Below are 19,652 nucleotides of genomic sequence, written 5' to 3'. Positions count from 1 at the left end.
GTGTGTGGTCATGCCGACGGCAGTTCATACACCACGGCGACCCCCGACCGGTAACGTTCGGTAGCGAAGGCCGACAGTTGTGGTGAAACGTTGTTCTGGCTTTCGTCAACGAACAGCCAGCGTACCCCGTAGCGGTCGCGCAGGATGCCCACCGTTTGGGGTGATGGGCGGCTGAACGCTGCGTCATTGTCCGCGAGGATCTCGGGGCGCCAGTAGGGGATGGATCCGACCCACATGCCGAGCCGCTCGGCCTCGACGTGGGCGGTCGTGGTGAAGCCCCAGCCCTCGACGAGCATGCGCCGCTCGCTGTACGCCGTCATCGAGAAGTGCAGATCCGAGCACTCCTTGTTCCACAGCTGGCAGTGCGCGTTGGTGGCGACGAGGTCGTCGGGGTCGGAGTGGTCGCGCAGCCAGCGGCCGGCCTCCAGGACGCCCTCGGAGACGATGACCTCACCCTTGGCGTTGACGACGTTCTTCCAGCCGGTGTGCTGCGAGTCCCAGAGGAGCTGGTAGTAGTTCTGGAACGTCGTGTTGATCGCGAAGCCCGCGAGCAGGGCGACGACCAGGGCGACCGTCATGCCCCGCAGCGCAGGCAGCCGCCGCCGGGCGAGCAGCAGCGCGACCGCGACGACGACCGCGGCGACCGCGAGCGCCGCGTAGGGCAGGACGACGGCGCGGGTCAGCGCCGCCTCGGAGCCGGTGTTGTGGACGGTGGGCACGTCGGTGCGGCCGGCGCGTATGACGACCTGGGTGATGGCCATGCCGAGCACGACGAAGCCGATCAGCGCCCCCGCGCGGCGGACGGTCATCCGCCCGGCGGGCAGCAGCGCGTGGAGGCCGACGATCGCGGCGACGGCGAGGTACGGCCGGCCGCCCTCGACGAAGAACCGCTGGCTGTCGCCGGACTGGCCGGTCAGGAGCGTGGCGGCGGCGCCGGCGACGCCGACCCCGATCATGGCCACGACCGCCGGCTCGGGCAGGCGGCGGCGCACCAGGCCGGCGAGCCCGCCCCAGATGCACACCCAGCAGAAGATGAGCAGGACGCCGAGGACGAGCTTGTCCCGGTAGCCGGTGGTGCCGGCGAGGGCGCCGGCGACGAGCGCGGTGAACGGCTTGAGCTCGGTGCCCTGGCTGGTGCCGCCGAAGAGCACGAGCTGCGCGAAGACCAGCCCGCCGAACGTGATGCCGAGGCCGGTCAGGGCGCCGCGGTGCAGGGTGCGGTGGAAGACCAGCTCGACGGCGACGACCAGCAGCAGCCCGCAGAACAGCAGCGGCAGGTAGATCGCCTTGGCGCCCATTACCCCGCACAGCAGGAGGGTGAAGAGCAGCCACCCGCGCGGGTCGCGCCACTCCCGGGCCGGGGCCCGGAGCCGGTCGACGAGCACGATCATCAGCGGCACCATGAGCAGCGCGCCGAAGGTCTGGGTCGGCCCGGTCCACACGGTGAGCCGCAGCGACGAGCCGTCCTCGAGGGTGCTGAACGCGAGGTTCACGAAGAAGTCCCAGGCCACCCAGTTGTACGGGGTGGGTGACAGCGCGAACAGGGTCAGCACGCTCGCCGCGACGCCGCTCCACCAGCCGCCGGTGACCTTGCGGGCCAGCACGGCGATGAGCACGGCGAACGCCATCAGCATCGGCAGCACCGACAGCCGCAGCAGCAGGACCTGCGGCTCGATCCCCGTCACCCAGCTGGACGCGGCCATCTCGGGGTAGACGAACCAGTGGTAGTAGAGCGGCTCGTCGGTGATCCACGGGATCACCATCGGCATGTGGTGCTTCGCCTCGCCGAGGAGCGCGAGGTGGAAGGTGGAGTCGGTGTCGGGGGTCGAGTTGTACGGATAGCGCAGCCCGTACTGCCGGTAGAACTTGAAGCTCCACAGCAGCGTCATGCCGGCGATCAGCGTGAGTGCCCAGCGCCACAGCAGCGGCGGCACCGGGGCGTCGGCGGCGGTCCGCCAGTACCGGCGCAGCGACGGCACCAGCAGGAACACCGCCACCGTGCCGATCGGCCAGGCGAGCACCAGCAGCGGCAGCCCGAGCAGCCGGGCGCCGATGTAGACGAAGACCTCACCGACGTAGCCGAGCGCGAGGCCGGCCGCGACGTCGGCGACGAAGAACCCGCCGCTGCGGTGGAAGAAGCGCCACCACAGCGTGCCCGGCAGCGCGATGCCGGCCGCCAGGTACAGCGTGAACACGACCGTGGTCGCGGGCGGGACCTCGAAGAACCACAGGGTCGCGACCGTCACCAGCCACAGCAGCCCGGCGGGCAGCCAGCCGGACGTCAGCACGCCGTGCAGCCGGCCGCGGTCCGGGCCGGCGGGCGAGCTGCTCGGCGAGGGCGCGGCGGGTGCGGTGGCTTCGGTCGGCGTCTGCACGGTCTTGAGCCCCCCGAGACAATGGCGTTTGGCGCTGAGCAGGTTACCTGACGGTTCCGGTCAGGTGCGGCCTGCCGGAACGCCCATCATGCACCCCGAAGTCCCAGCCATCACCCTGCGCGACCGCGGTGAAGCCGACCGTGGCGGGCAGCGGGATCGGCGTCTTGAAGGCGACGTCCACGGTGTACGCGTCGGGCAGGCGCCCTTCCAGCGCGGCGAGGCAGCGGGCCTTGGTCCACATGCCGTGCGCGATCGTGCGGGGGAAGCCGAACACCTTCGCCAGCAGGCGCGAGGTGTGGATCGGGTTGCGGTCGCCGGACACGGCCGCGTAGTCGGTGCCTACCCGCCGTGGCACCCGCCACACGGCGTTCGGTGCCGGCGGATCGGCGGCCGGCCGGGCGGAAGCCGCCGAAGCTCCCGAGCCGGTCCGGCGGAGGTAGGTGGACGTGTCGGAGAAGACCGGATCCCCGTCGATCGTCGCCGTCGTGACCAGGTCGAGCTGCAGGCCGCGGTCGTGCGGTCGGAGGGTCTCGGCCCGTACCGACACCGAATAGACACCAGAGGCCGGCAGCGGACGGAGGACCTCGATCCGGTTCGCCACGTGCACGAGCCCGAGCACCGGGAACGGGAAGTCCGGGGCGGTCATCAGCGCCATGGCCAGCGGAAACGTGACGACGTGCAGGTAGGTGGCGGGCAGCTCGTCGCGGAGCCGGAAGCCGCAGACCCGGTCGTACTCCGCCAGGTGCGTCCGGTCGACGGCGACGCTCTCGACGGTGAGTTCACGGTCGGGCAGCACGGGATCCGCGGCGACCCCGCGCCGCAGCACCGCGGCCCGGTACGAAGGCCCGAGGCCGGGCATCCGATCCACGTCACGCCCCCAGCAGGCTCTGCCCGCACACCCGGACGACGTTGCCGTTGACCCCGCCGGACGCCGGGTGCGCCAGCCACGCGATGGTCTCGGCCACGTCGACGGGCAGGCCGCCCTGCGACATGCTGTTCATGCGGCGGCCTGCCTCGCGGATGAACATGGGCATCGCGGCGGTCATCTTCGTCTCGATGAAGCCGGGCGCGACCGCGTTGAGGGTCAGGCCGGCCGCGGCGAGCGCCGGCGCGTGCGCCTGCACGAGGCCGATGACGCCGGCCTTGGACGTGGCGTAGTTGGTCTGGCCGCGGTTGCCGGCGATGCCGGAGACGGACGAGACGGCGACGATCCGGCCGTTGCCGCCGAGCAGCTTCTCCGCGAGGAGCACCTCGTTGATCCGCTCCTGGCTGCCGAGGTTGACGTCGAGGACGGACTGCCACTGGACGGGTTCCATCCGGCCGAGCGTCTTGTCGCGGGTGATGCCGGCGTTGTGCACGAAGATGTCGGCGTGCACGTGCCGGGTCGCGATGAAGTCCGCGAGCCGCCGCGGCGCGTCGGCGGCGGTGAGGTCGAGCTGCAGCGCGGTGCCCTTGAGCTCGTTGGCGACCCGGGTGAGGTCCTCGCCGGCCGCGGGCACGTCGAGGCAGACCACGTGCGCGCCGTCGCGGGTGAGCACGCGGGCGATCGCCGCGCCGATGCCCCGGGCGGCGCCGGTGACGATCGCGGTCTTGCCGACGAGCGGCTGGTCCCAGTCCTCCGGCACGTCGATCGCGGCCGGCCCGACCCGGATGACCTGCCCCGACACGTACGCCGAACGCCCCGACAGCAGGAACCGCAGCGTCGACTCGATCGCCTCCTCGGCGCCGGGCGCGACGTAGACCAGCTGCGCGGTGCCGCCCCGGCCGACCTCCTTGCCGACGGACCGCACGAAGCCCTCGAGGGCCCGCTGGGCGGTGGCCTCGCGGGCGTCGGCGCACAGCTCCGGCTGGCTGCCGAGCACGACGACCCGCCCGGACGAGCGCAGCGTGCGGATCAGCGGGTGGAAGAAGTCGTACAGGGTGCGCAGGCCGTCCGTGTCGACGATGGCGGTGGCGTCGAACACGAGCGCCGCGGTGGGCCCTTCCGACGGCGCCGCCAGCTTCTCCAGCAGCTCGCGGACCGGCTCGACGAGGCGCCCGCCGCCGCTGACCACGACCTGCCCGTCGACGGGCGCCGAGCCCGGATCGTGCCGCCGCAGCCTGGGCGGGTCGGGCAGGCCGAGCCGCCTGACGAAGAACTTCCCGGCGCCCGAGTGGGCGAAGCTGGCGTAACGATCGGACATTGCAGTGCCTCCCCAGTCACAACAATCGCGCTAACCTACTCACCAGTAGGCTAACGCCGGCCTGCCCGTCGCACTGGAGGAGAATCCGATGGCCCCGAATCGAGTGGCGATCGTCGGCGGTAATCGCATCCCCTTCGCGCGCTCGGGCAGTGCCTACGCCACTGCATCAAACCAGGACATGCTGACTGCCGCTATAGACGGACTCGTGGCGCGGTTCGGCCTGGCAGGAGTGCGACTCGGCGAGGTCGCGGCGGGTGCGGTGCTCAAGCACAGCCGTGATTTCAACCTGACGCGTGAATCCGTGCTCGGGTCCCGCCTCGACCCGCGGACTCCCGCGTACGACGTCCAGCAGGCGTGCGGAACCGGTCTCGAGGCCGCCATCCTCGTCGCCAACAAGATCGCCCTCGGCCAGATCGACGCCGGCATCGCCGGTGGCGTCGACACCACCTCCGACGCGCCCCTCGGCGTCAACGAGGACATGCGGCGGGTCTTCATGGAGCTCAACCGGGCCCGGTCGCTCGGCGCGCGGCTCCGCGCGGTCAGCAAGCTGCGCCCGACCCAGCTCAAGCCCGACATCCCGCGCAACGCCGAGCCCCGCACCGGGCTGTCGATGGGCGACTCCGCCGCGCTGACCGCGCTGGAGTTCGGGATCACCCGGGGCGCCCAGGACGAGCTGGCGCTCGCGTCGCACCTGCAGCTCGCCGCCGCCTACCAGCGCGGCTTCTTCGACGACCTGGTCACGCCGTACCTCGGCCTCCAACGCGACCAGAACCTGCGCCCCGACACCTCCCTGGACCGCCTCGGCACGCTGAAGCCCGTCTTCGGCCGCGGGAAGTCGGCGACCATGACCGCCGGCAACTCGTCACCGCTGACGGACGGCGCGGCGGTCGTGCTCCTGGCGTCCGAGCAGTGGGCCGCCTCGCGCAACCTCCCGGTGCTCGCCTGGTTCGACACGGCGGAGACCGCGGCGGTCGACTTCGTGCACGGCGGCGACGGCCTGCTGATGGCGCCGGCGTACGCGGTCCCGCGCATGCTCGCCCGCACCGGCCTCAAGCTGCAGGACTTCGACTTCTACGAGATCCACGAGGCGTTCGCGTCGCAGGTCCTCGCCACCCTGAAGGCGTGGGAGGACCCGGCGTTCTGCAAGGAGCGCCTCGGCCTCGACGAGCCGCTCGGCGCCGTCGACCGCTCCCGGCTCAACGTCAACGGCTCCTCCCTCGCCGCCGGCCACCCGTTCGCCGCGACCGGCGGCCGGATCGTGGCGACCCTGGCCAAGCTCCTCGCGGAGCGCGGCTCCGGGCGCGGCCTCATCTCCATCTGCGCCGCCGGCGGGCAAGGGGTGACCGCGATCCTGTCCAGGTGAGCGGCGGTCCTGATTCACCCATATCGTTGACGGCATGACGATCCAGCCGACGATGCTCCGGCCGCCGACGCCCCGACCCGGCTGGCAGGTCGCCGTCGGCCTGATCCTCACCCTGCCCGCGTTCGTCCTGCTCCTGACGTCCTACGTCGAGCCGCTGTACTGGACCGTCACGTCCAGCTTCCGCAAGCTCAACGGGCTGCGGCTGACCGAGGGCGGCGACAGCGTCGGCTGGGACAACTACGACACCGCGTACGAGCGCGGGCTCGCCGACGCGCACTGGTTCACCCTGAGCCTCGCCGTCGTGCCGATCCTGCTGGTCCTGCTGCTGGCGCCGGCCATCGCCTGGGCCGCGCACGCCGGCGGCACGTGGGCGCGGTGGGTCACCCGGGTCGCCCTCGCCCTGCCCCTCGTGGCCTTCGCCCCCGTGGCGATCGCCGTCGCGCTGCGCGAGTCGTCCACCCGGGCGTCGTACTGGCTGGGCACGTTCGGCCTGGTCGTCGCGCTCGCCGCGACCGCCTACCTGGCCGCGCTGCGCCGCCGCACCCTCGACTCCGGCCGCAGCCCGATCCCCGCCGCGCTGGTCGTCGCCGGCCTGGCCGTGCTCACCGTCGTCGCGGTCGCGCTGCAGGACTTCACGTACTCCTTCATCGGCGGCTTCGGCACCAGGGCCGACCTCAGCCCGGCCCGCCTCATGTACGAGACCTCCTTCCGCACGATGACCTTCGGCGTCGGCGCGGCCGCCTCCGTGACGCTCCTCGTGCCGCTGATCCTGCTCGGCCTCGCCGCCACCCTGCTGGTGATCCTGCCCGGCACCCGCCTGGAGGTGGACCCCGCCGTCCCTCGCGTACAGAAGAACCCGCCGCTCGTGCCGTGGATCGTCGGCGGCGTCCTGCTGCTCGCCACCCTCGGCACGGTCATCTCCGGCCTGGGCCCCTGGCTGTCGCACATCACCGACACCGGCCGCCCCGGCGCCCCCTCCACCTGGGTCAACACCTGGCTGCCACCGGTCGTCTCCACCCTGATCGGGGTCACCGTCGCCGCCCTGGCCGCGTTCGGCATCAGCGGCCTGCGCCCCTTCGGCCGGCACAGCGAGTGGCTGCTGCTGCCCTTCGGCCTGTTCCTCTTCGTCGGCTCCGCCCCGCTCGCGCTGCGCAACTTCGCTGCCGGCGTCACCGCCGACCGCCTGGACTCCTTCATCGGCCTCATCCCGCCGTCCCGCGTGGCGATCCCGGCCCTGTTCATCCTCGCGCTGCTCTTCCGCGGCCAGGCCCAGCGCCGCGAGGTCCTGCTGCAGGAGGGGCACCGCGCCCCCTGGACCGGCGTCCTGCTGCCCGCGCTGCCGATGCTGGCGCTGGCGTACGTGGCGACGTGGCTGGTCCAGGCCCAGGACCTGATCTGGCCCCTGGTCACCGCCGCCGGCGACCACCCGACCGCGCAGAACGCCCTCGTGCAGACCCTGTTCATGCGCGGCGGCGCGAACGCCCCCCTGCCCTACGCGCCGCTGCTCCCGCTGTGGCTGCTCGTCCTGCTCTTCCTGGCCGTGGTCGCCGCGCAGCTGCTGTACCTGGACCGCGTCGCCCTGCGCGTCGGCCTCCCCGAACGCGACCACCCGCCCCGCACCTAGGCGCACCGGGCGGGAGACAATAGGGCACGTGATTCCTAATGTGCTTGCTGGTCGGTATGCGTCGCCGGAGCTCGTGGCGATCTGGTCGCCTGAGGAGAAGGTGCGGTTGGAGCGGCGGCTGTGGCTGGCCGTGCTCACCGCGCAGCGGGACCTCGGGGTGGCGGTGCCGGACGGGGTGGTCGAGGACTACCGGCGGGTGCTCGACGACGTCGACCTGCACAGCATCGCGGAGCGGGAGCGGGTCACCCGGCACGACGTGAAGGCGCGGATCGAGGAGTTCTCCGCGCTCGCCGGGCACGAGCACATCCACAAGGGCATGACCTCGCGCGACCTGACCGAGAACGTCGAGCAGCTGCAGATCCGCAGGTCGCTGGAGCTGGTCCGGGACCGGATGGTGGCGGCGCTCGCCCGGCTCGCGGCGCGGGCCCGGCAGTACGACGACCTGGTCATGGTCGGCCGGTCGCACAACGTGGCGGCGCAGGCGACCACCCTCGGCAAGCGGTTCGCCAGTGCCGCCGAGGAGCTGCTCATCGCGTACCGGCGAATCGACGACCTCCTGCGGCGCTATCCGCTGCGGGGGATCAAGGGCCCGGTCGGCACGGCGGCGGACCAGCTGGACCTGCTCGGCGGTGACGCCGGGAAGGCCGCGGAGCTGGAGCGGCGGGTGGCGGAGCACCTCGGGTTCGGCACCGTGCTGACCAGCGTCGGCCAGGTGTACCCGCGCTCGCTGGACTTCGACGTGGTGTCGGCGCTCGCGCAGGCGGTCGCGGGGCCGTCGAGCCTGGCGACCACGATCCGGCTCATGGCCGGCTACGAGCTGGCCACCGAGGGCTTCAAGCAGGGCCAGGTCGGGTCGTCGGCGATGCCGCACAAGATGAACACGCGCTCGTGCGAGCGGGTCAACGGGCTCGCCGTGATCACCCGGGGCTACCTGTCGATGGTCGGCGAGCTGGCCGGCGACCAGTGGAACGAGGGCGACGTGTCGTGCTCGGTGGTCCGCCGGGTGGCGCTGCCGGACGCGTTCTTCGCCGTCGACGGGCTGTTCGCCACGTTCCTGACCGTGTTGGACGAGTTCGGGGCGTATCCGGCGGTCGTCGCCCGGGAGCTGGACCGCTACCTGCCGTTCCTGGCGACCACGCGGGTCCTGGTGGCGGCCGTCTCACGCGGCGTGGGCCGTGAGGATGCTCACGAAGCGATCAAGGAGCACGCCGTCGCGGTGGCGCTCGCCATGCGCGAAAAGGGCATCCAGGACAACGACCTCCTGCGGCGGCTGGCCGGCGACGAGCGGCTACGGTTGACACAGGACGAGATCGACGCTCTGGTGGCCGACCCGCAGCAGTTCGTCGGGGCGGCATCAGCCCAGGTCAGCGCGATTGTCGAGCAGATCCAGGCGGTGCTGGCGGAGCACCCCGAGGCGGGGGCGTACGTGCCGCCGCCCATCCTGTGAGCAGAAGATCTTGACATCGGAGCGGGCCGCTAAGATGCGTGTCGGGCGATGTGTTCGGGCCACGCCGCGTGATGTACCTGACCGTGACACGGCCGGTGATCTGCGGCGTTGCCCCGCCCGGTAGGCTCGTGTCGCTCGCCCTCGAGCGCCCGACTCAACTGTCAGGAGTGCCCCGTGGCCCGCGTCGTGGTGGACGTCATGCTCAAACCGGAGATCTTGGACCCCCAGGGTCAGGCGGTCGCGAACGCGCTGCCACGTCTCGGCGTCGCCGACGTGGCATCCGTGCGCATCGGCAAGCGGATCGAGATCGAGTTCGACGGCGCCGCCGACCTCGACCGGGCCCGCGAGATCGCCGACAAGCTCCTCGCCAACCCGGTGATCGAAGACTTCACCCTGCGGGTCGAGGAGACGCCGGCCGAGAGCGAGCAGCAGTGACCGCCAGGATCGGTGTCGTCACGTTCCCCGGCTCGCTCGACGACCGGGACGCCGCCCGTGCCGTGCACCTGACCGGCGCCGTGCCGATCTCGCTCTGGCACGCGGACTCCGAGCTGTACGGCGTGGACGCCGTCATCCTGCCGGGTGGCTTCTCGTACGGCGACTACCTGCGCGCCGGCGCGATCGCCCGGTTCTCCGCCGTGATGGAGTCGATCATCAAGGCGGCCAGCGACGGCCTGCCCGTGCTCGGCATCTGCAACGGCTTCCAGGTGCTGTGCGAGGCCCACCTGCTGCCGGGTGCGCTGACCCGCAACCAGCACCTGCACTTCCGCAACCGGGACCAGTCGCTGCGCGTGGAGAGCACCGCGACCGCGTGGACGGGCGGGTTCCAGCACGGCCAGGAGATCGTCATCCCGGTCAAGAACGGCGAAGGCTGCTACATGGCCGACGAGCACACGCTCGACGAGCTCGAAGGCGAGGGTCGGGTCGTCGCGCGGTACATCCGCGGCAACCCCAACGGCTCGCTGCACGACATCGCCGCCATCACCAACGCTGCCGGCAACGTCGTCGGGATCATGCCCCACCCGGAGCACGCGGTCGAGGTGCTGACCGGCCCGTCGATCGACGGGCTGGGCATCTTCACGTCCGTGCTCGCACACCTGGGAGCTCGTGTATGACCGCCACAACGGGTTTCGACACCGTCTCGCACGCCACTGAGACCTCCGACGAGGAGCAGCCCTACGAGGAGCTCGGCCTCCGCGAGGACGAGTACGAGCGGATCAAGCAGATCCTCGGCCGCCGCCCCACGTCGTCCGAGCTCGCCATGTACTCGATCATGTGGAGCGAGCACTGCTCGTACAAGAGCAGCAAGGTCCACCTGCGGCAGTTCAGCGAGAAGGCGCCGAAGTCGGACCTGATGCTGGCCGGCATCGGAGAGAACGCCGGGGTCATCCGGATCTCCGACGAGATCGCGGTCACGTTCAAGGTCGAGTCGCACAACCACCCGAGCTTCGTCGAGCCCTACCAGGGTGCGGCGACCGGCGTCGGCGGCATCGTCCGCGACATCCTCGCCATGGGCGCCCGCCCGGTCGCCGTGATGGACCCGCTGCGCTTCGGCGCCGCCGACCACGAGGACACCAAGCGCGTCCTGCCCGGGGTCGTCGCGGGCGTCGGCGGCTACGGCAACTGCCTCGGCCTGCCCAACATCGGCGGCGAGGTCGTCTTCGACCCCTGCTACCAGGGCAACCCGCTGGTCAACGCGCTGTGCGTCGGCGTGCTGCCGGTCAACCGGCTGCAGAACAAAGAGGCGCACGGCCCCGGCAACGTCGTCGTCCTGCTCGGCGCCAAGACCGGCCGCGACGGCATCGGCGGCGTGTCGGTGCTGGCCAGCGCCACCTTCGACAGCGACGGCCCGGCCCGGCGCCCGTCCGTGCAGGTGGGCGACCCGTTCATCGAGAAGCTGCTCATCGAGAGCTGCCTCGAGTTGTACGAGCGGGAGCTCATCGTCGGCGTGCAGGACCTCGGCGGCGCGGGCCTCACCTGCGCGCTGACCGAGACGAGCGCGTCCGCCGGCACCGGCATGGACATCAACCTCAACCTGGTGCCCCTGCGCGAGGCCTCGATGGACCCGCAGGAGGTCCTCGCCAGCGAGTCGCAGGAGCGCATGCTCCTCATCGTCGAGCCGTCGAAGCTCGACGAGGTGCTCCGCGTCGCCGAGCGCTGGGGCGTCATCGCCACCGCGATCGGCCACGTCACCGAGGGCGGCCGCCTGGTCATCACCTGGCACGGCGAGATCGTCGTCGACGTCCCGCCCGGCTCCCTCGTCGACGACGGCCCGGTCTACGCCCGGCCGATGCGCGAGCCCGCCGACCTGATCCTGCTGCAGGCCGACCGGGCCGAGACGCTGCCCCGGCCGCGCAGCGGCGTGGAGCTGCGCGAGACGCTGCTGCGCCTGGCCGCCAGCCCCAACCTGTGCGACAAGAGCTGGGTCACCGAGCAGTACGACCGCTACGTGCAGGGCAACACGATCCTCGCCCAGCCGGAGAACTCGGGCATCATCCGCATCGACGAGCAGACCGGCCTCGGCATCGCGCTGTCCGTCGACGGCAACGCCCGCTTCGCCCGGCTCGACCCGTACAACGGCGCGAAGCTCGCCCTCGCCGAGTCGTACCGCAACGTGGCCGCCTCCGGCGCGACGCCGCTCGCCGTGACCAACTGCCTCAACTTCGGCTCGCCGGAGGACCCGCAGGTCATGTGGCAGTTCGCCGAAGCGGTCCGGGGCCTCGCCGACGGCTGCGCCGAGCTCGGCATCCCCGTCACCGGCGGCAACGTCAGCTTCTACAACTCCACCGGCTCGCAGGCCATCCACCCGACCCCGGTCGTCGGCGTCCTCGGCGTGATCTCCAACGTCGGCAGCCGCGTCCCGATGGGCTTCGGCGGCGACAGCGACGTGATCATGCTGCTCGGCGAGACGCAGGAGGAGCTGTCCGGCTCCGAGTGGGCCTGGGTGACGCACAACCACCTCGGCGGCCAGCCGCCCAGGGTCAACCTGGTCCGCGAGCGCATCCTCGCCTCCGTCCTCACCGAGGCGGGCGAGCGCGGCCACCTCTCCTCGGCGCACGACCTCTCCGACGGCGGCCTGGCCCAGGCCCTCGTCGAGACGACGCTGCGCTACGACCACGGCGCCAACATCACGCTGCCGGAGGGGCTGAACCCGTTCGTCGCGCTCTTCTCCGAGTCGACGGCCCGGGCGCTGGTCTCGGTGCCGCGCGGCCACGAGCAGGCCTTCACGGCGCTCTGCGCCCAGCACGGCCTGCCGGCGACCGCCATCGGCACGGTCGACGGCCGCAGCCGGGCGCTGGACGTGCGGGGGCAGTTCACGATCTCCCTGGACGAGATGCGCTCCGCGTGGAAGGGCACGCTGCCGTCGCTCTTCGGCGAGGTGTCGACGGAGGCTCCCGCGTACGAGCCGCCGGCTTCCGCTGCTTCGGACAATTCCACCTCTTCGGACAATTCGGATTCTTCGGTTGGTTCGGATTCTTCGGGCGGTTCCAAGACCGGGATCTTCGATCCGGTCGCCGCGCCCGAGGTGCCCGAGGTGCCGTCCGCGGTGTCCGGCGCTCCCGTCGCCGCCTCCCCCTCCCCGGACGCCGCGCCGGACGAATCCGACGCCTGACGATGACCGAGGGCGTCTTCAGCCAGCCCGGCTCGGGCACCCGGTTCGACTGGGGCCCAGCCGGCGCCGCTGAGCTGGCGCGCGTCTGCTCGGTCCTCGTCGTCGTCGACGTCCTGTCCTTCTCCACCGCGGTCGACATCGCCGTCGGCCGCGGTATCCGGGTCCACCCGTTCCCCTGGAGCGACCAGGCCCGCGCCTACGCCGACCGCATCGGCGCCGCCGTCGCCGTCGGCCGCAGGCAGGTCTCCGCCACCTCCCCGTGGTCCCTCTCACCGGCCGCCCTGCAGTCCGCCCCCTTCGTGGCCGAGCTGGTCCTGCCGTCCCCCAACGGCGCCTCCATCTGCTCCGCGGCCGCCTCCACCGGCGTCCCCGTCATCGCCGCCTGCCTGCGCAACGCGCCCGCCGTGGCCGGCTGGCTGCACGCCCAGGGCCACGGCACCCCGTCCACCCCCATCGGCGTCGTCGCCGCCGGCGAACTCTGGCCCGACGGCACCCTCCGCCCCTGCGTCGAGGACCTCCTGGGCGCCGCCGCCGTCCTGGACGGCCTGTCCCTGCACGGCGTACCCCTCTCGGTCGAGGCCGCGGTCACCCTCGCCGCCCTCGCCGCGGTCCGCGACGTCCCAACCGCGGTCCGCCGCTGCGTCAGCGGCCAGGAACTCATCTCCCGCGGCTTCACCGACGACGTAACCCTCGCCACCCAGTCCGGCACCTCCGACACCGTCCCCCTCCTCACCGCCCAGTCCTTCACCGCGCAGTAATCACCCCCACCGCTCCGCGGCGGGGCCCCGGCGGGGATTCTCACCCGCACCCCAATGCTCGCTGCGCTCGCACTGCCAGCGCTGCGCGCGGCAGCCTCACCCGCATGCGCGCCGCATCCCGGTGGTTGCTGTTTCATACGACCGATCGGGCTGCTGCGGGTCACGTTTACGGCTTGCCAGGTGTTGGCACAATTGCCGTTCAACAATCACGCAAAGGCCCCTCCGCCGGTGAAGTCTGACGGAGGGGCCATGCGTCGGCGTTGGCCAACTGTTGCCATCGACCTTGGCCTTCGCGGCGGTGGCGCTTACGCTGGACGGTGCGCTACTTGGTCACCAGGTGGTAGCAGGTCCAAGCTGCGGCGGCTACCGTCAGCAGGACCGATGCGCGGATGGTTCGGGGCCAGTCCTTCAGGATTTCTCGGACCATCCGCCCCGCCTCTCGAGCGAGGGCGTCCATGTCTTATCACCTCCCTTGCCGACCACGTGGGTGTCTCAACACCGTACGTGTTCAGGTGGGAGTCGGACATGACTAGATGAATGAAAGACCCGGAATGACGGGGATGAATGCCGCTTTCACGACTCTTCTGGTTGAGTCGAAGGCCTGGTTCGGTTTAAGCCGATTTCTATGTAATTCCGGGAACTCTGGCGAGAATCGGCGCCCAAGTCGCCCTCATCCTGCCACACGTCGCAACGTGTGGCAGGCATCGCTTCGGAGGCGTCCACACTGCTGGCGTGGAGGCGGCGACCACCGGGATGCCGCGCATGCGTGTGAGGCCGCCGCGCCGCAGCGCTGACGGTGCACGAGCGGCGAGCCTTGGGTGCGGGCGGGAACCCCCCGCGGAGCGGTGGGGGTGACTACAGCGCGGAGGGCGTGGGATTCGAGCCCACGGAGACGCGGAGCGCCTGGCCGGTTTCAAGACCGGAAATCATGCCGACAAGATGTCTGTCAACCGCGACTTCGCGGGAGTGCATGGCACACAAGTCGCGGTTCACTGACATCTGCCAGGACCTGAGTCTGGCAACACGAGTGTCTGCAGACGGCGGCCAGCACCGGGGTGCGGCGCGCACGCGCGTGAGGCTGCCGCGTGGCAGCGCTGGCGGTGCGAGCGCAGCGAGCATTGGGGGCGTGGGGTGAGAATCCCCCACCGCGGCCGGGAGGCCGCAGAGGCACAGCGGAGGGCGTGGGATTCGAACCCACGGAGACGCGGAACGCCTCACCGGTTTTCAAGACCGGCGCCATCGGCCACTAGGCGAGCCCTCCAGCGGAACGTCGAACAGTCTGCCAGATCGCCCCGGGGCGGTGGTGGTCACCCGTGTGAGGGAGGCCGGATGTCGTGGGCGAGTGGCGGACTGGGCGACCGCGACCAGATGACATCGTGACACTCCGCACCAAATGTCGCATCTCATTAGCTTGAGCTGCGCAGACTCAGGGGGAGTGACAGACACACCACGGGCGGGGGCCGGTAGGGATGCATCTCTTCTTCAACGATCCACGGGCAGCGTACGTCACCAGGCATCGGCGGATCGTCAGGCATCCGTTGGTGGCGCTGGTCGCGGGTGGGGTCGGGGTGGCGGCGCTCGGGGTGGTGATCGGCGCGGCGGGGTGGGAGTCGCCGCAGCGGGGCGCGCCGGCGCCGCAGTCGCAGCGGGCCGAGCAGGGGATGGCGAAGCCCGAGCCGGTGGTGGACGTCAACATGTACGGGGTGCCCGCCGCGCCCCAGCCGGTCCTGGAGCTCGGCACGCCGCCGGTGCGGGCGGTGCCGGGGGTCGTGCAGCAGCAGCGGCCGGTGCAGACGGCGAAGAAGCCGGCGAAGCGCGTCGAGAGGGCGGGGGCTCCCGCTGTACAGACGCCGCAAACGACGGCAGAGCCCACGACGGTGCCGGAGCCGACGACCCAGCCGACCACCGACCCGACGGGCGGACCGACCGCGCAGCCGACGACGGGACCGACGACAGGACCCACGGCGGGCCCCACGGCGGGGCCGACACAGACAGGGCCGACACAGACAGCGCCGGTGGAGCCGGGGCCGATGTGGACGGCGTGGATGCACGATCATCGCGTGGCGCAAAATGGGTGGCATGCGCGCGATCACGATCGAGCAGGCTGGTGGTCCTGAGGTACTGCGCTGGAGCGAGGTGCCCGATCCGGTGCCGGCCGACGGTGAGGTGCTGATCGAGGTGCGCGCGGCCGGGGTCAACCGGGCCGACCTGCTGCAGCGGCAGGGGCTCTATCCGCCGCCTGAGGGGGCGCCGCCGTATCCGGGCATGGAGGTGTCGGGGCGGGTCGTCGAGAGCCGGTCGCCGCAGTGGCAGGCCGGGCAGGAGGTCTGCGCCCTCATCGAGGGTGGCGGCTACGCGGAGCTGGCGGTGGCGTCGGCGGGGCAGGTGCTGCCAGTGCCGCGGAACGTGAGCCTCGAGGACGCCGCGGCGCTGCCCGAGGTGGCGGCGACGGTCTTCTCCAACGTCGTCGAGGTCGCGGGGCTCCAGCCGGGCGAGACGCTGCTGGTGCACGGCGGCGGCAGCGGGATCGGCACGTTCGCGGTGCAGCTGGGCGCGGCGCTCGGGGCGCACGTGGTGACGACGGCCCGGGCGCCCAAGCACGAGGCGTTGAGGAAGCTCGGCGCCGAGCGGGTGATCGACTACACGGCCGAGGACTTCAGCGAGACGGTGCGGGCCGACGTCATCCTCGACATCATCGGCGGCGCCTACCTCAAGGGCAACGTGAAGGCGCTCAAGGAGGGTGGCCGCCTGGTGGTGATCGGCATGCAGGGTGGCCGCAAGGCGGAGCTCGACCTCGGTGCGCTGCTGGCGAAGCGGGGCAGCGTGTCCGCGACGGCCTTGCGGTCCAGGTCGAAGGCGCAGAAGGCGGCGATCATCCGAGGTGTACGGGAGGAGGTCTGGCCCCTGATGGACGAGGGCATCGTCGGGCCGGTCGTGCACAGCAGGATCCCCTTGCCGGACGCCGCGGAGGCGCACCGGCTGATGGCCTCCAGCGAGCACTTCGGCAAGATCATTCTGGTGAGGCCGTAGGAGGGTCGGTCAGGATCACCGGGCCCGGGCCGCGGGAGGCGAGGCGGTCGGCCGTGTTGGCGAGGGTACAGCTGCGCAGGGAGAGGCAGCCGCACCCGATGCAGCCGGTCAGGGTGTCGCGGAGCCGCTCCAGGAGCGCGATCTGCTCGTCGAGGTGGCCGCGCCAGTTGCGGGACAGCCGGGCCCAGTCGGCGCGGGTCGGGGTGCGGTTGGCCGGCAGCGACGCCAGCGCCTCCTTGATCGTCTCCAAGGGGATGCCGACCTGCGCGGAGATCCTGATGAACGAGACCCGGCGCAGCTCGGTGCGCTCGTACCGGCGCTGGTTGCCGCCGGTGCGGGTGGAGTGGATCAGGCCGAGCTTCTCGTAGAACCGCAGCGCGGACGGCGCGACCCCGCTGCGCGCCGAGAGCTCGCCGATCGTGAGGAGCTCAGCCATGCGGCTCAGCGCTTGTGCGACGGCTTACGGACGCGCTCACGGGAGAGGATCCACAGCGCCTCGACGCCGTCCTTCCAGGTGATCTTCTTGCCCTCTTCGCGGGTGCGGGCGCGGTAGCTGATCGGCACCTCGTAGGGGCGGTGCCGGTTGCGCAGCAGCTTGCCGGTCACCTCGGCCTCCATGCCGAAGCCGGCGGACTTGATCTGCAGCGACCGGTACAGCTCGACGGGCATGAGCTTGAAGCAGGTCTCGAGGTCGCCGAGGTAGCAGTTGTACAGCATGTTGGCGGCCGTGGTGACGGCCTTGTTGCCCATGACGTACCAGAACGAGAACGAGCTGTGGCTGCCGAAGGTCCGGTTGCCGTAGACGACGGTCGCGCGGCCGTCGAGGACCGGCTCGAGCAGCTTGGGGATGTCCTGCGGGTCGTATTCGAGGTCAGCGTCGAGGATGACCATGTAGTCGCCCGTGGCGTGCTCGACCGCGGTGCGGATGGCCGCGCCCTTGCCCTTGTTCCTCGGGTGGATGACGACGCGGATGCGCTCGTCGTGCAGCCCGTTGAGGATCTCGGCGGTGCGGTCCCGGCTGCCGTCGTCGACGATGACAAGCTCGGTCTCCGTCGGATAGTCCACGTCGAGCGCCTGCTTGACGGCGTCGGCGACGCGGACCTCCTCGTTGTAGACCGGCATCAGGATCGACAGCTTCATCACGATCTCCGAAGAGTTCTGGTTGGGACCATCAGACTAGCCTTTCATCACCCGCGCGTGTGATGTCCCCACGAGCGCTTGCACCTACGTACGGTGTGGCCTATGACGAGTGCGGCGAAGCGGCTGGGCGACGAAGCGTACATCGCGGTGACGACGTTCCGGCGGGACGGCACCGCGGTGCCGACACCGGTGTGGGTGGCACCCGACGGTGACGCGTTGGTGATCTGGACCGTCGCCGACTCCGGCAAGGTGAAGCGGATGCGCCGGGACGGCGCGGTGACGGTGGCGCCGTGCACGGTCCGGGGGGTGCCGACCGGCGAGGCGGTGCCGGGACACGCGACGATCCTCGGCCCGGAGGGCGGCCGCACCGCCCGCGAGCTCATCAAGCGCAAGTACGGCCTGCGTGGCCGCCTCTTCGTCTGGATGAGCGTCCGGCGGCGCGGCGAGGACGGCACGGTCGGGGTGCGGATCACGCTGGTCTGAACGGCTGTCTCCGCACAAAGCAACGCGCCCGGATCACCGGGGGGTGACGATCCGAGCGCGTCGCGGGAACAAGCGTGTCTTTTTGGCACCGGAGGGATGCGCGAGGTAGGGTTGCGCCTCAGTCGCCCTGGCGCTGCTGCGGGATCTGTCCCTGGAGCAGGGCGCGCACCTCGGATTCGCGATAGCGGCGGTGGCCTCCGAGGGTGCGGATGGCGCTCAGCTTGCCCGCCTTCGCCCATCGGGTGACGGTCTTCGGGTCGACGCGGAACATCGACGCGACCTCAGCCGGTGTTAGCAACGGCTCAGGCTCATGCGTGCGAGATGGCATCGGTCACTCCTCCACAGGTACCCAGGAACGTCGGACGGGGTCCCGCCGGCCGACGCGTTTCCTATGGTCCGGCTAGTCCCCGATGTCCGACATGGGCCGAACGGCTGAAGGTCCCTGTATGGACGGATGATGAATAAGTGAATTTTCCCATTTTGGTGACACGAAATGGGATAAAGCGGGACCGGATGTGACGCTCTGTGGGTGAGCCGATACGAATCTAGCTCACTCGACCGGGTGAGCGGTAGCCTACAAAGTCCTCCCAATAACCCATAACGGACACCACTTCGGAGCGATTCGGTTGCGAAGGGTGACACCCGTTCGTGGCTGTTGGGATTCGGACATTTACCGTGATCGAACTCCACGACAAAACACCCCGCGACGCCACGCGTGCGGGGTGTGATGGCCGGGAAAGCCGGACGGGGGATTAGTTGCAGCGCTCCAGGAGCTGCACGGCGCGCCAGCGCTCGACCAGCTTCTCGTACACCTCGGTCGCCTCGTCGGCGTCGCCGCGGGCCACGCTGGACAGGCCCGCCGACACCAGGCCCGGCGAGTCGTCCTCGATGAGGGTCTCGTCGGACAGCAGGCCGACCAGGCCGCCGTAGTCCAGCTCGACGATCGAGCGGGAGTGGAACTCCTCCAGCCAGCGCGCCGTCTCCTCGACCGCGACCGTGATCGGCGCGTCGCCGATGGCCCGGCGCAGCACCGCATAGGCCCGGTGCGCCCGCCGGCGGGCCTTGGAGATCTCGGTGCGGTAGCGCAGCACCCGCCGCCCGGGGCGCAGCGACAGCTCGCGCTCCTCCAGGTCGACGAAGACGAACCAGCGCAGGGGCACCCCCCACGTGGCGACCTGCTCGTGCACCCGGGGCATGCCGCGCTCCAGGACGTTGTCGCCGCTGCGCCAGTCGTCGACGACGGTCTGCGCGAGGCCGGCGAGCACCGGCGGGACGAAGGCGTCGGCGATCACGCTCGGCACGCCGTCGCGGGCGGTGAGCGCCGCCTCGGCGACCCGGATGCGCAGGTTCCACGGGCAGACGAGCAGGGTGTCGTCGGCCTCCAGGACATAGGCCTCGTCGGGGAGGTCGGGCAGGCGCGTCCAGCCGGCCCCGAGCGCCTCGATGACCGCCGTCCGCTGCCGCCCGGGGCCGTCGGACAGCGCGACCGCCCGGCCTTCCTTGACGTAGCGACGCCAGTACAGCTGGTGGTCGCGATCGAAAGCGGCCAGCGGCTCGTACACCCGCAGATATGACGCGAAGAGCGACGGCACGGGCCGATCGTCGCACGAAACTGTCGGTCGCCGGTATTAGGGTCGGT

At 71.1% G+C, this 19,652-nt stretch carries 17 protein-coding genes and 1 tRNA gene; 10 read left to right on the top strand and 8 right to left on the bottom strand.

Features of this window, described 5'->3' with window-relative positions; genetic code table 11:
* Window positions 1–8: 8 nt before the first annotated feature.
* From AB0J72_RS00455 to AB0J72_RS00445, 3 genes are read right to left on the bottom strand one after another with little or no spacing between them, the layout of a single operon-like run.
* Window positions 9–2,375 (bottom strand): hypothetical protein, encoded by a 2,367-nt coding sequence (locus AB0J72_RS00455; RefSeq protein ID WP_363392759.1) that lies wholly within the window; start codon window positions 2,373–2,375, stop codon window positions 9–11.
* A gap of 43 nt (window positions 2,376–2,418) precedes the next feature.
* The gene (locus AB0J72_RS00450; RefSeq protein WP_363392756.1) at window positions 2,419–3,234 is read right to left on the bottom strand and encodes a MaoC/PaaZ C-terminal domain-containing protein; all 816 of its coding nucleotides are present in this window, start codon (window positions 3,232–3,234) and stop codon (window positions 2,419–2,421) included.
* A gap of 10 nt (window positions 3,235–3,244) precedes the next feature.
* The gene (locus AB0J72_RS00445; protein ID WP_363392753.1) at window positions 3,245–4,558 is read right to left on the bottom strand and encodes a 3-oxoacyl-ACP reductase; all 1,314 of its coding nucleotides are present in this window, start codon (window positions 4,556–4,558) and stop codon (window positions 3,245–3,247) included.
* A gap of 88 nt (window positions 4,559–4,646) precedes the next feature.
* Here AB0J72_RS00445 and AB0J72_RS00440 point away from each other — a divergent pair, with 88 nt between their 5' ends.
* The 7 genes from AB0J72_RS00440 (at window position 4,647) to AB0J72_RS00410 (ending at window position 13,360) form a co-directional block, all read left to right on the top strand.
* Window positions 4,647–5,921: an acetyl-CoA C-acetyltransferase gene (locus AB0J72_RS00440; RefSeq protein ID WP_363392750.1), complete on the top strand. Its 1,275-nt coding sequence runs from the start codon at window positions 4,647–4,649 to the stop codon at window positions 5,919–5,921.
* A gap of 34 nt (window positions 5,922–5,955) precedes the next feature.
* Window positions 5,956–7,545, top strand: coding sequence for a sugar ABC transporter permease (locus AB0J72_RS00435; protein WP_363392748.1), 1,590 nt, complete (start codon window positions 5,956–5,958; stop codon window positions 7,543–7,545).
* A gap of 28 nt (window positions 7,546–7,573) precedes the next feature.
* Complete coding sequence (gene purB / locus AB0J72_RS00430) at window positions 7,574–8,992, top strand: adenylosuccinate lyase (protein ID WP_363392745.1); 1,419 nt, start codon at window positions 7,574–7,576, stop codon at window positions 8,990–8,992.
* Window positions 8,993–9,166: 174 nt separating this feature from the next.
* Window positions 9,167–9,427 carry a phosphoribosylformylglycinamidine synthase subunit PurS gene (gene purS / locus AB0J72_RS00425; protein ID WP_363392742.1) on the top strand — a complete coding sequence of 87 codons (261 nt, stop codon included), beginning with the start codon at window positions 9,167–9,169 and terminating at the stop codon, window positions 9,425–9,427.
* Window positions 9,424–10,104, top strand: a complete 681-nt coding sequence (gene purQ, locus AB0J72_RS00420; RefSeq protein WP_354889879.1) for a phosphoribosylformylglycinamidine synthase subunit PurQ — start codon at window positions 9,424–9,426, stop codon at window positions 10,102–10,104. The genes purS and purQ overlap by 4 nt, the downstream gene beginning before the upstream one ends.
* Complete coding sequence (gene purL, locus AB0J72_RS00415) at window positions 10,101–12,602, top strand: phosphoribosylformylglycinamidine synthase subunit PurL (protein ID WP_363392739.1); 2,502 nt, start codon at window positions 10,101–10,103, stop codon at window positions 12,600–12,602. The genes purQ and purL overlap by 4 nt, the downstream gene beginning before the upstream one ends.
* Window positions 12,603–12,604: 2 nt before the next feature.
* Window positions 12,605–13,360 carry a 2-phosphosulfolactate phosphatase gene (locus tag AB0J72_RS00410; protein ID WP_363392736.1) on the top strand — a complete coding sequence of 252 codons (756 nt, stop codon included), beginning with the start codon at window positions 12,605–12,607 and terminating at the stop codon, window positions 13,358–13,360.
* Window positions 13,361–14,533: 1,173 nt separating this feature from the next.
* Here the strand turns inward: AB0J72_RS00410 and AB0J72_RS00405 are convergent.
* Window positions 14,534–14,621, bottom strand: a tRNA-Ser gene (locus AB0J72_RS00405).
* Between the two features lie 280 nt (window positions 14,622–14,901).
* Here AB0J72_RS00405 and AB0J72_RS00400 point away from each other — a divergent pair.
* Together AB0J72_RS00400 and AB0J72_RS00395 are read left to right on the top strand one after the other, a co-directional pair.
* Entirely contained in the window at window positions 14,902–15,477 is a 576-nt protein-coding gene (locus AB0J72_RS00400) for a hypothetical protein (protein WP_363392733.1), read from the top strand.
* Window positions 15,440–16,390: an NAD(P)H-quinone oxidoreductase gene (locus tag AB0J72_RS00395; protein WP_363392730.1), complete on the top strand. Its 951-nt coding sequence runs from the start codon at window positions 15,440–15,442 to the stop codon at window positions 16,388–16,390. The genes AB0J72_RS00400 and AB0J72_RS00395 overlap by 38 nt, the downstream gene beginning before the upstream one ends.
* Here the strand turns inward: AB0J72_RS00395 and soxR are convergent.
* Window positions 16,371–16,826: a redox-sensitive transcriptional activator SoxR gene (gene soxR / locus AB0J72_RS00390; protein ID WP_363392728.1), complete on the bottom strand. Its 456-nt coding sequence runs from the start codon at window positions 16,824–16,826 to the stop codon at window positions 16,371–16,373. The genes AB0J72_RS00395 and soxR overlap by 20 nt on opposite strands.
* Window positions 16,827–16,831: 5 nt before the next feature.
* Window positions 16,832–17,530 carry a glycosyltransferase family 2 protein gene (locus AB0J72_RS00385; RefSeq protein WP_344501204.1) on the bottom strand — a complete coding sequence of 233 codons (699 nt, stop codon included), beginning with the start codon at window positions 17,528–17,530 and terminating at the stop codon, window positions 16,832–16,834.
* Window positions 17,531–17,632: 102 nt separating this feature from the next.
* Between AB0J72_RS00385 and AB0J72_RS00380 the strand changes: the two genes are divergently transcribed.
* On the top strand, window positions 17,633–18,013 hold the full coding sequence (locus AB0J72_RS00380) for a PPOX class F420-dependent oxidoreductase (RefSeq protein ID WP_363392724.1): 381 nt from the start codon (window positions 17,633–17,635) through the stop codon (window positions 18,011–18,013).
* Between the two features lie 118 nt (window positions 18,014–18,131).
* On the opposite strand, the gene AB0J72_RS00375 is transcribed toward AB0J72_RS00380, so the two are convergent.
* Together AB0J72_RS00375 and AB0J72_RS00370 are read right to left on the bottom strand one after the other, a co-directional pair.
* The gene (locus AB0J72_RS00375) at window positions 18,132–18,341 is read right to left on the bottom strand and encodes a BldC family transcriptional regulator (protein WP_033365012.1); all 210 of its coding nucleotides are present in this window, start codon (window positions 18,339–18,341) and stop codon (window positions 18,132–18,134) included.
* A 424-nt stretch (window positions 18,342–18,765) separates the two neighbouring features.
* Complete coding sequence (locus AB0J72_RS00370) at window positions 18,766–19,605, bottom strand: hypothetical protein (protein ID WP_363392720.1); 840 nt, start codon at window positions 19,603–19,605, stop codon at window positions 18,766–18,768.
* Between the last annotated feature and the right edge of the window lie 47 nt (window positions 19,606–19,652).

The sequence above is a fragment of the Dactylosporangium sp. NPDC049742 genome, assembly GCF_040674675.1.
In the GTDB taxonomy this organism is placed as follows: domain Bacteria; phylum Actinomycetota; class Actinomycetes; order Mycobacteriales; family Micromonosporaceae; genus Dactylosporangium; species Dactylosporangium maewongense.
This window is presented reverse-complemented; position numbering and strand designations above follow the sequence as displayed.

What these genes read in the sequence shown, in the direction of transcription:
- AB0J72_RS00450 (WP_363392756.1), bottom strand. Translation starts at nt 3,234, where the DNA reads ATGCCCGGCCTCGGGCCTTCGTACCGGGCCGCGGTGCTGCGGCGCGGG.
- AB0J72_RS00445 (WP_363392753.1), bottom strand. Translation starts at nt 4,558, where the DNA reads ATGTCCGATCGTTACGCCAGCTTCGCCCACTCGGGCGCCGGGAAGTTC.
- AB0J72_RS00440 (WP_363392750.1), top strand. Translation starts at nt 4,647, where the DNA reads ATGGCCCCGAATCGAGTGGCGATCGTCGGCGGTAATCGCATCCCCTTC.
- AB0J72_RS00435 (WP_363392748.1), top strand. Translation starts at nt 5,956, where the DNA reads ATGACGATCCAGCCGACGATGCTCCGGCCGCCGACGCCCCGACCCGGC.
- purL (WP_363392739.1), top strand. Translation starts at nt 10,101, where the DNA reads ATGACCGCCACAACGGGTTTCGACACCGTCTCGCACGCCACTGAGACC.
- AB0J72_RS00410 (WP_363392736.1), top strand. Translation starts at nt 12,605, where the DNA reads ATGACCGAGGGCGTCTTCAGCCAGCCCGGCTCGGGCACCCGGTTCGAC.
- AB0J72_RS00395 (WP_363392730.1), top strand. Translation starts at nt 15,440, where the DNA reads ATGCGCGCGATCACGATCGAGCAGGCTGGTGGTCCTGAGGTACTGCGC.
- soxR (WP_363392728.1), bottom strand. Translation starts at nt 16,826, where the DNA reads ATGGCTGAGCTCCTCACGATCGGCGAGCTCTCGGCGCGCAGCGGGGTC.
- AB0J72_RS00385 (WP_344501204.1), bottom strand. Translation starts at nt 17,530, where the DNA reads ATGAAGCTGTCGATCCTGATGCCGGTCTACAACGAGGAGGTCCGCGTC.
- AB0J72_RS00380 (WP_363392724.1), top strand. Translation starts at nt 17,633, where the DNA reads ATGACGAGTGCGGCGAAGCGGCTGGGCGACGAAGCGTACATCGCGGTG.
- AB0J72_RS00375 (WP_033365012.1), bottom strand. Translation starts at nt 18,341, where the DNA reads ATGCCATCTCGCACGCATGAGCCTGAGCCGTTGCTAACACCGGCTGAG.